This is a genomic window from Sporanaerobacter sp. PP17-6a (genome assembly GCF_900095615.1).
GTDB classification, from domain to species: domain Bacteria; phylum Bacillota; class Clostridia; order Tissierellales; family Acidilutibacteraceae; genus Acidilutibacter; species Acidilutibacter cellobiosedens.
On the sequence record NZ_FMIF01000001.1, the window covers coordinates 223,360 to 232,505 of the forward strand.

Consider the following 9,146-nt stretch of genomic DNA (forward strand, 5'->3'; position numbering starts at 1 on the left):
ATAACAGATGCAAAATGAGTTATTGAAAGAGAAATCAGGAAGAAGGGATAAACATGAATTATATATTTAAATTGGCTGAAATGAATGATATAGATAAAATATTTAAAATATATCAAAATGTTGTTTTTCACCTGAGAAAACTGAATATAGATCAGTGGGATGAAGTTTATCCGACTAAAGAAATCTTGAGGAATGATATAGAAGAAAAAAGTTTATTTGTAGTTTTTGATACATTAAATAATATTCCCATATCTTCGATAGTAATTAATGAATCTCAGGAGCCAGAATATAAATCGGTTAATTGGGCTAACACTAAAGGGAAAATATGTGTTATACATAGGTTTTGTGTAGAACCTGTTTTTCAAAGGCGGGGAATAGGCAATAAAACTTTATTGTCTGCGGAAGATTATATAATGAAGAAGAGATATTCATCTATTAGACTTGATGCTTTTACGGAGAATCTTTCTGCACTTAATTTTTATAAAAGAAACGGATATGTTTTTAGAGGGCAGGTTGTGTTTAGAAAAGGAATTTTTAATTGTTACGAAAAGATATTTGATTATTAAATCATAGATTAGGTTAAGAAACATGTTTTGTTAAAAAGGTTTTAAAAGAGGCTTCCTTAATTTATCAATATTTTAAGAGAAGCCTTTTTTGTTTTGATAGAAGGAAAAAAGATATAATGCTATGTTCACAAAAGGAAATATAAATGTTATAATGTTCTTTATTAGAACACAAATTATTCTTCTAACCCCAAAAGATAGTTGGTACTTACATTTAGAATTTGAGATAAAGCCATTAATTCAATATCAGTAATAATTCTTTTTTGGTGTTCGAGTTTGGAAATGCTGGCTCTATCAATATAAACAGCTAATGTTTCGAGTTTTATCGATAACTCTTTTTGCGTCATGTTGCTTTTTAACCTTGCGATTTTTACTTTAGGGCCCGCGATATTGTGTTCTTTAGAATCTAAAACTAATTTCATAATATATCACCTCTGTTCGTTATTAGAACAATTGTATTTTATCCGAAATTATGGAATAATATGTTCTAATAAAAAACATATTGTAAATTTGGAGGTTAACAGTAATGCATGAGGGAAATTTTGAAACCAACGGGGTAATTCAAATTGTAATGAATCGGGAACATAAGATTTGTTACAGTAATATTGAATATCGGATGACTTATGACTACCTTAAAGAACTAAATATTTTAGAAAATTTAGCTGTAGATTTACCTATTCAGTATACTTCGGATAACTATTTTGTAAATATTGATGGATTTTATATTACTGACCAACTTTATTACATAATTGTCATTAATCCAAAGAACTATAAATGCTGTAATTGCAATAAGGCCCTTATTGATACTGCAACAGGATTATATAATAGAAATTATTGGGAGCAAATGAATAGTGAATTTTTTTGTCATCCCGAGCTTAAAGACATTTCCGTAATACTGATAGATATAGATAATTTAAAAAAAATTAATGACAATTACGGACATTTAGCGGGAGATAAGGCAATAGAAATAGTTGGACAGGCAATTAAAAGGAGTATAAGAAAAGAAGACTTAGGAATAAGATATGGTGGAGACGAATTCTTAGTTTTACTACACAAGCAAGGCAAAAAAGGCTTGAATAAAGTGATTCAAAGAATAGAAAAAGAGATTAATAAAAGCACCATGGAAGTTAACGCTGATATTCATGTCAGTGCAGGTATAGCTTGTTCCGAATATTTTGATAATTTAAAAGAAATGATAAAAACAGCAGATAAGGATTTATATAAAGAAAAGAGAACAAAGCAAGAAGAAAAGCGGATAGAAGTAAATGATTTAAAAAATCTAAAGCAAAATATTGAAAAGATGAAAAATGAATTGGACAGAAAAATTCCGAAAGATGGCAGTAATGCAAGCAGTAAAGAGGTACTAAAATTAAGCAGGGAATTGGACAGATTGATTGTGAAATATTTAAACAATGTATAAAGACATATTAAACCAGCGAAGGTGCATATACGCTACCCTTATGAGAAAAGAATATACAAATATGCATAAGTTGTTGATAGTGCAGTAAAACCGTGATAAAATTATGATAATAATTAGAAATGAAGGGATTAAATAAATGTCAATGAAAAACGATAAGGGGTACATACTTCTTTCGGTTGTAATGATATTAAGCATAATTTTAATATTTGGTTTGACTATGATTACGGTAGCTGGGGGAGAATTTAACAAAACTTTGATTCAAGAGAAAAAAGTGAAAGCTTACTATATAGCAAGATCCGGAGCGATAGGAACTGCAGATTGGATATCAAAGATGAGCGGAGATGCTTTGAAGAAATTTAATGAATCCCTTCCTCTTTATAGTGAGCCGGTAAAATTCGGAGAAGGAGAATTTGTGGTAAGTATAGTTAAATCGGGAGATAATTTGTATATAATTTCTACGGGAAAAGTTCCGTATAATAAAAGTACTGTAGACAGAAAAGCGGAATTGGTCATGTCTGGAGATAAAAGTGGAGATTCTCAAACTGTAGAGTTAATTGCAGCGGTATTTGGAAACAGCAGCATTGAGATCCGGGGAGGAACCGTAAAAGGCAATATAGGAAGTAATTCAGAGGAGCCGGGTTCCATACATATTTCAGGATGGCCTACTATAGAGGGAAATATAGAGGCTTTAAATGATGATGTGATTAAGGTTGATAATAGCGAATGGAAAAAACAAATGATGCCTGATGTAGAGTACATTGAAAAGCAAAATTATCCTATTCCTTTACTGCCTGAGTTTCCCGAAGATTTGTCCGAAGGGTTGCCTACAGAAAATCCTGAAAGTCACGCTGAGAATGGGATATTAACAGTATATTGGCAGAATAATAACACGGTTATAGGAAGCAGCAGATATTATGACAGTATAAATATAATACAAAATACCACTTTGCGTGTGGATACAAGTGATGGGGACATAGTGCTGAGAGTAAGAAATTTAAATATAGAACAAGGACGTATAGAAGTTGTCGGAGACGGAAAGCTGTATCTGTATGTGGATAATAATTTTAAAGTTAAGGGTGGAATAAATGAAAGAGAAGGGAAGACGGATAATGTTAAAATATATTCTAATTCCGCAAATACAATTAACGTAGATAATGAAACTCAAATATATGCATCCCTGTACTCAAACAGCCGGGAAATAAATATCAGCGGAAGCGGAAGTGTTTATGGAGATTTGATTACGGCGGGAAGTAAAATTACAATTAATGGAGGAGCAAGATCCATGAATATATATGCACCGAAGGCTTCCATAGACATCGGCGGCGGGGCATCGGTTACAGGGGGGATAGTCGGAGGCAGTATTGTGTTGGGAGGAGGTTGCAGAATAGATTCACCAAATAAAGAAATAAAAATAACACTGCCAGATTCAGAGGAAGATGGTTCTTCCGGCAGTGCCTATAAAATAGCTTATTGGAGATGATGCACTTGGAGAGAAAGGGTTTTACTTTGATTGAAGTAGTGGTTTCCATAGGTATAGTAGGTATGCTTGCTGCTATACTTTTAACTGTGCTTTCAGGAAATATGAAAAATATATTTTCTTCGGGGGAGAAAACTCGGTATATTTTTCAAGCTCAGGAAAACATTGAAAAGGCAATTAAGAATAATGGAGAAGATTCGAATCGGGAGGAATATACATTAAAGTTAGAATTTCATGATGATAATGGAGAAGATTTTAAGTGTGAATCTGATGGTATTAAAATTCAAGTGAATTTACATGATAAAAATAAAAATACAATATCAACTTATATTCCGCAATAAAATGAGAAAGGTAGATAGTGATTTTATGTTTTGCACAAATTGGATAGGGGATGTAATAAATTGAAAAAGGGATTCACTCTTGTGGAATTGATATTATCCTTAGCCTTATTGTCAGTAGTATTGCTGCTGGTTTTCAATATATATTTTCTTGGAAAAAATATTTTCGACAGATCTGTACATGAAAGGGGTATGCAGGGAAATGTAAGAATAGCCGTGGATAAAGTAACGGAGGAAATCAGAACAGCGGATTTTATTACCTCCGAAGTCCCCGAAGATGGGGAAATTAACGGAAAAGACGAGTATTATTCTATTGAGATTGACGGAGACGAATTGATTAAAACAAAATATCCGGAAAATGAGGAGGAAAAGTCAATCGCTACATTATCGGACATACTCTTTAAACCGAAAAACGGAGGATTGAGTCTGAAAATATCCCGGGACAGTTATGAAATAGAAACGGAAATACCTTTAGAAAACAATCCTTCCATAGATATAGACAATGAAGGGACTCATGTCATATATTATACCAAGCGGTAAATCAAATAAAACAGTTCTTTTCCTTTGAATCAGGACAAATTAATGATAAAATGAAATTATATATAAATAAAGTAATCAATAGAGGGAATTATGAAAATGAATCAGAACAAAAAACGGATTATATTTTATGTTGTTATATTATTTTGGCTGTCAATTATCTTTGTTTTATCGTCTCAACCCGTATCAAAGTCTAACGCTCTGAGCAAAAAGATAACGGAAATCGTTATAAATTCAGCAGAAAGAGCTGCACCTAATTCAAATTTTGATTTTGACAGAACGAATCACTTAATACGGAAAAATGCTCATTTTTTTTCCTATTTAATTTTAGGAATATTGATAATAAATTTGATGAAAAAAAGTAAGATGGGAAGATTTAAAATATTTATTATCTCTATCTCATTTTGCATTGTTTATGCAATCAGCGATGAATTTCATCAGATTTTTGTATCCGGCAGAGGTGCTCAGATAAAAGATGTGTTGATTGATAGTGCAGGATCTCTTATGGGTATTGCCATATATGAAGCAATAAGTAAGATTAAAAAGAACAAGTATTGACATATTTTTAAATGGAAGAAAGATAAGAGAGCGTTGTATAAAAGTTGTATAAAAAGGATGGTAAATAAAAATTTTACCACCCTTTTTTTTATTTAGTCAAAATTAAAATCTCGATTTACATATTTGCTAAGTAATTCTATGGAAGATTCTACATCTTTCATATTTACCAATGAATTTGGGCCATGGGGATATCTTGTTACAACGGATATACCTGCTGCTTTTACCCCAAAATTAGACTGATTTATAGAACTTGCATCGGTTCCTCCAACTGCAATAACGTCAAGTTGGTATTTTATGTTATTTTCTTTACAGCATTTAACCATCTCTTCCACAAGATATTCATCACATATTACAGAAGTATCGGATACCTTGACGGCAGTACCTCCTCCTACCGTATTACTTCCTTCCAAATCACACGGATAATCATGAGCGGGAGTTACATCAATAGCTATTCCCAAATCCGGCTTTATTCTTGCTGCAGTAACTTTCGAGCCTCTGCAGCCTACTTCTTCCTGTACAGTAAACACAAAATAAATATCATTTTTAGGGTTATCTATCTTTTTTAATGATTCAATCATTATATAACATCCTACTCTGTCGTCCATTGCCTTTGCGGTAACGTCATTATCCTTAAGTTCGACATATTCACCGATATAGGAAGCGACATCTCCCACTTTTACATGTTTTAGTGCTTCTTCTTTTGATTTGGCGCCGATATCTACGTATAGTTTAGTAAAATCATTTTTAATGTCTTCTGCTTTAACTGTGCTGGATATTATACCTGTTATTCCATTTCTGAATTTGACTCTGCTCATGTATGTCATATAAGGCCAGAGAAATCCTAATGATTTTATTTTGATCATTCCGTTTTCTTCAATTTTTGTTACTTGGATTCCTATTTCATCCATATGGGCAGCTAACATGATTTTCTTCTTATTTTTTCCTGTACCTTTTTTAAACACGATTAAATTACCCAAAGCATCTACTGAAATTTCATCAGCATATTCAGAAACAGCTTTTTTGATAAAATCTCTTGTTTCCTTTTCATATCCACTTACTCCACATAATTGAGTTAATTCTTTTAAAAGCATAAATTTCCCTCACTTTCTTATATTTTTATTATAATTTATTTGTTAAACAATCTTTTTTTATCCAATGAGCTTGGTTCATTAGAGGATGACGAAGGGTAATGGCTCCTTCCACAGGACATTCCATCACACAACATCCGCAATACCAGCATTCTCCCGGATATAACACAATGGGAGGTTTACCCTTTTCGGGATTTGGAATTAAAATATCTACTTGGCATATATTCACACATCTGTTACAACCTATACATTTTTCTTTTTCATATATAATAGGATTTGCCGCAGGCATTTCATACATTATTTTTTCCTCCCAACATAATCTTTATTGTGAAATTCGTAATTCTCTTTTAAATCCCCGAAGTAGTTAAGAGGCAATTTATTTATTATCACTTTATCATCAACTTGTTTCAATGTAATAAACCTTTTCTCGTCTTCTCCATTATTATCGCCTCTTTTAAAATGGAGAGGCTTTGAACTGGTTTTTCTTGATAAACAAGATTGTATGATTATTTGAGACACGGTAAGGATATCAAATACTTCAAGAAGCCTTACAAGTTCATGAGGATTATAGGCAAAAGTATTCGGAATAACTTGTTTTTCATATTCTTTCAATTGCTTTAATCCTATATTCAAAAGTTCGTCTCTTTTAATGTCCCCGCAATAATTTTGCATTGTTTTTGATATTCCCATGTTTAATTCTTTCCATCCTATGCTTGTATAAGGATCATTATTGATAGGAGAATATATTCTTAATTTTTCCTTTTCTATTTGTACTGGATTAACTTCTGATATACTTGCAGTTTCAGCGTATTTTGCTCCATGCCTTCCGGCATAATATCCTGTAGTTGCAGCATGTCCAAAGCAGTCTGATGCAAATAAAGCATCACCGGCAACGTATAACCCTTCTATATTGGTTCTCAAATTCCAATCATTTAAGAACCCTCCGGGAAGGCCAAAGAGCTGACGCTCCTGAGGCAGAAATTCAGCTGAAGTCCATCCGGTACCGTAACACTGAAGCACATCTTTTTTCGGATCGAATCCTGCATCAGTATAATTTTTATAAACGGGTATTTTAGTTTTTCCTTCTTCTCCTATCATCATGCCCCATATAACTTTCCTTTCAAGTTCCGGCAGTGTAGATAAATCGGCATAAAATGGCAATTTATAACCTTCTTCAATCATTTCGGAAAATGGAAGGGTTTCAGGACCTTCGTAGTCATATTTTGGATTATCAATTCCTCCTCCTTTTAAGAAAAATTTTTGACTATCGGCAGGTTTAAATCTCTCCGATACATTTCTTAGGATATTTCCATCTCTGTCCGCATAAGGGATTTCCTTTCCCTCAGAATCTATCAGAGAAGCAGGATACCAGGTATTATGATTATTTCCCGCTCCATAGGGAGGATAACTTCTTCCTGCAGCAGAAAATTCACCTACTACGGATTTTTCCATCATGGTAAATTCAGCTCCTGCTTTCCATCCCATGGCATGACCGTCTCCAATGCATTGGGTAGGCCTGAATTCGCATAGTCCGGGAAGGGAGGGAGAAAATAACCATATTCTGGCAGGCCTTGACATGCATAAAATAGTGGCTTTACTTCTAAAGATAAAAAACTTTCCGGTTCTTGTGTGCATACCTGTTGCACCGATGCACCGATTGCCTTGTTTGCCTTCTTCATTGAGTAGGGAAGTGACCATTACTCTGTCATAAATTTTTACACCTAATTTTTTTAATTTATTATACATGGCAGGTTTAAAAGTAGAACCCCATATCCTTAAAGTATACCTGTTTTCGTAATCATAGGCGAACATAAGCTTTGTAGATTCATCTCGAAAGGCTGCACCTTTAAATTCATCCTCCGTATCTCTTATTTTTCCGCCCATTTTTTCAATATCCAAAAGTCTGTCATATCCTTCCCGGCATTCGATATAGTGGGATATACCGTTATTGTATCCGTCATTATCGTCAAGCATAGCAGAGGTGAGTTCTTCAGGACTTATTTTTGAACAGGGATTTGTAGCGGCGGATTCCCAATGATCACAGCCGGAACCTCCGGCACCGCTTCTTTTGGTAGCTCCCTTTTCTACCAGCACGACTTTTTGTCCTCTTTCTGCAGCGGCAATGGCAGCCATACATCCTGCAATTCCGCCTCCAAGGACCAAAACGTCTGTAGTTATTTTTTCTTCTTTTTCATATTCCAAAGAATATGGCCATTTGATATTATACATAATTTCTCCTTTCTGCCTTTAAATTTAAACTTTATAATACTTACACATTAAATTGAGTTTAATATTGTGAGGAAATGATAGAAAATTTAGTATATACTAACCATGATATCATATTATAATACATTTTGCAAAATATATCTTGCAAAATGTATTGCATTATTATATTAAATTTATTATAATAAAGTAGTAAAATTATAATTAACATAAATAATTTAAGATGATAAGAGGGAGAAAATATTATGAATAATGTAGTAAAAATGACTCTTGCAGATCAAATTTATAATATTTTAAAAGAGGATATCATAAATCAAAATATTAAATGCGGTGAAAAATTAACATCAAAGATCTTGCAGGAAAGATTTAATGTCAGTTCTACGCCGATTAGGGAAGCCTTAAACAGATTGGGGCAGGAAGGGCTGATTGACCATATAACAAATGTAGGCGGCAAGGTAATTGAATTTAATGAGAAGGATATTAATGAGATATATGATTTTTGTGCCTGTTTAGATTTGGAAGCTCTCAGATTATCCATGGAAAGCATTAAAAAGAAAGAACTTGTATTGGAGATAAATAATTCTGTCAGACTCCAGGAAAAGTATTTAGAATCTGACAATATAGAGGAATTTATGATAGAATCTGACAATTTTCATGATATCCTTTTTAGATATGCAGATAATTCGAGATTATATAATGCTTCTAAAAACATAAGAAGTCAATTCAGTATATTGGCAAATATATATCAAAATTTAACAGTTACAAAATCAGTAGTTCTTTTAGAACATAAGGATATTGCAAGAGCAATGAAAGATAATGATTTCAGCAAAGCATCTTTTTTAATGAAAAATCATTTTAAACATGCTAAGGAGTATTTATTGGAAAATATAAAAAAGGCTTCAATCGAAAACTAATAATAATGAAGCCTTTTTTGAAACCCAT

General features: G+C 32.9%; 11 protein-coding genes. 7 read left to right on the top strand and 4 right to left on the bottom strand.

Translation table 11 applies throughout. The annotated features are described in order from the left end of the window. Nucleotides 1-53 precede the first annotated feature (53 nt). Complete coding sequence (locus tag PP176A_RS00975; RefSeq protein ID WP_083381711.1) at nt 54-566, top strand: GNAT family N-acetyltransferase; 513 nt, start codon at nt 54-56, stop codon at nt 564-566. Between the two features lie 173 nt (nt 567-739). Here PP176A_RS00975 and PP176A_RS00980 read toward each other — a convergent pair whose 3' ends face one another. Beyond that, nucleotides 740-985, bottom strand: coding sequence for a helix-turn-helix domain-containing protein (locus tag PP176A_RS00980; RefSeq protein ID WP_071138568.1), 246 nt, complete (start codon nt 983-985; stop codon nt 740-742). A 104-nt stretch (nt 986-1,089) separates the two neighbouring features. Between PP176A_RS00980 and PP176A_RS00985 the strand changes: the two genes are divergently transcribed. The 5 genes from PP176A_RS00985 to PP176A_RS01005 all read left to right on the top strand — a co-directional run bounded on the left by PP176A_RS00985 (nt 1,090) and on the right by PP176A_RS01005 (nt 4,893). Beyond that, nucleotides 1,090-1,983, top strand: coding sequence for a diguanylate cyclase (locus PP176A_RS00985; protein WP_071138569.1), 894 nt, complete (start codon nt 1,090-1,092; stop codon nt 1,981-1,983). Nucleotides 1,984-2,119: 136 nt separating this feature from the next. Beyond that, nucleotides 2,120-3,463, top strand: coding sequence for a DUF7305 domain-containing protein (locus PP176A_RS00990; protein WP_071138570.1), 1,344 nt, complete (start codon nt 2,120-2,122; stop codon nt 3,461-3,463). A 5-nt stretch (nt 3,464-3,468) separates the two neighbouring features. Then, nucleotides 3,469-3,801, top strand: coding sequence for a type II secretion system protein (locus tag PP176A_RS00995; protein WP_071138571.1), 333 nt, complete (start codon nt 3,469-3,471; stop codon nt 3,799-3,801). 60 nt (nt 3,802-3,861) lie between these two features. After that, nucleotides 3,862-4,338, top strand: coding sequence for a prepilin-type N-terminal cleavage/methylation domain-containing protein (locus tag PP176A_RS01000; RefSeq protein ID WP_071138572.1), 477 nt, complete (start codon nt 3,862-3,864; stop codon nt 4,336-4,338). A gap of 96 nt (nt 4,339-4,434) precedes the next feature. Next, nucleotides 4,435-4,893 carry a VanZ family protein gene (locus tag PP176A_RS01005; RefSeq protein ID WP_083381714.1) on the top strand — a complete coding sequence of 153 codons (459 nt, stop codon included), beginning with the start codon at nt 4,435-4,437 and terminating at the stop codon, nt 4,891-4,893. 92 nt (nt 4,894-4,985) lie between these two features. On the opposite strand, the gene PP176A_RS01010 is transcribed toward PP176A_RS01005, so the two are convergent. From PP176A_RS01010 to PP176A_RS01020, 3 genes are read right to left on the bottom strand one after another with little or no spacing between them, the layout of a single operon-like run. Further along, nucleotides 4,986-5,984, bottom strand: a complete 999-nt coding sequence (locus PP176A_RS01010; RefSeq protein WP_071138574.1) for a M42 family metallopeptidase — start codon at nt 5,982-5,984, stop codon at nt 4,986-4,988. Nucleotides 5,985-6,012: 28 nt separating this feature from the next. Continuing rightward, the gene (locus PP176A_RS01015; protein ID WP_071138575.1) at nt 6,013-6,279 is read right to left on the bottom strand and encodes a 4Fe-4S dicluster domain-containing protein; all 267 of its coding nucleotides are present in this window, start codon (nt 6,277-6,279) and stop codon (nt 6,013-6,015) included. Beyond that, nucleotides 6,279-8,210: an FAD-dependent oxidoreductase gene (locus tag PP176A_RS01020; protein ID WP_071138576.1), complete on the bottom strand. Its 1,932-nt coding sequence runs from the start codon at nt 8,208-8,210 to the stop codon at nt 6,279-6,281. Before PP176A_RS01020 ends, PP176A_RS01015 begins: the two co-directional genes overlap by 1 nt. Before the next feature lie 239 nt (nt 8,211-8,449). Here PP176A_RS01020 and PP176A_RS01025 point away from each other — a divergent pair, with 239 nt between their 5' ends. Further along, on the top strand, nt 8,450-9,118 hold the full coding sequence (locus PP176A_RS01025) for a GntR family transcriptional regulator (RefSeq protein WP_071138577.1): 669 nt from the start codon (nt 8,450-8,452) through the stop codon (nt 9,116-9,118). The last annotated feature ends 28 nt before the right edge of the window (nt 9,119-9,146 follow it).

Excerpts from the sequence above, each read along its gene's own strand:
- PP176A_RS00975 (WP_083381711.1), top strand. The coding sequence starts at position 54 with ATGAATTATATATTTAAATTGGCTGAAATGAATGATATAGATAAAATA.
- PP176A_RS00980 (WP_071138568.1), bottom strand. The coding sequence starts at position 985 with ATGAAATTAGTTTTAGATTCTAAAGAACACAATATCGCGGGCCCTAAA.
- PP176A_RS00985 (WP_071138569.1), top strand. The coding sequence starts at position 1,090 with ATGCATGAGGGAAATTTTGAAACCAACGGGGTAATTCAAATTGTAATG.
- PP176A_RS00990 (WP_071138570.1), top strand. The coding sequence starts at position 2,120 with ATGTCAATGAAAAACGATAAGGGGTACATACTTCTTTCGGTTGTAATG.
- PP176A_RS01005 (WP_083381714.1), top strand. The coding sequence starts at position 4,435 with ATGAATCAGAACAAAAAACGGATTATATTTTATGTTGTTATATTATTT.
- PP176A_RS01010 (WP_071138574.1), bottom strand. The coding sequence starts at position 5,984 with ATGCTTTTAAAAGAATTAACTCAATTATGTGGAGTAAGTGGATATGAA.
- PP176A_RS01015 (WP_071138575.1), bottom strand. The coding sequence starts at position 6,279 with ATGTATGAAATGCCTGCGGCAAATCCTATTATATATGAAAAAGAAAAA.
- PP176A_RS01020 (WP_071138576.1), bottom strand. The coding sequence starts at position 8,210 with ATGTATAATATCAAATGGCCATATTCTTTGGAATATGAAAAAGAAGAA.
- PP176A_RS01025 (WP_071138577.1), top strand. The coding sequence starts at position 8,450 with ATGAATAATGTAGTAAAAATGACTCTTGCAGATCAAATTTATAATATT.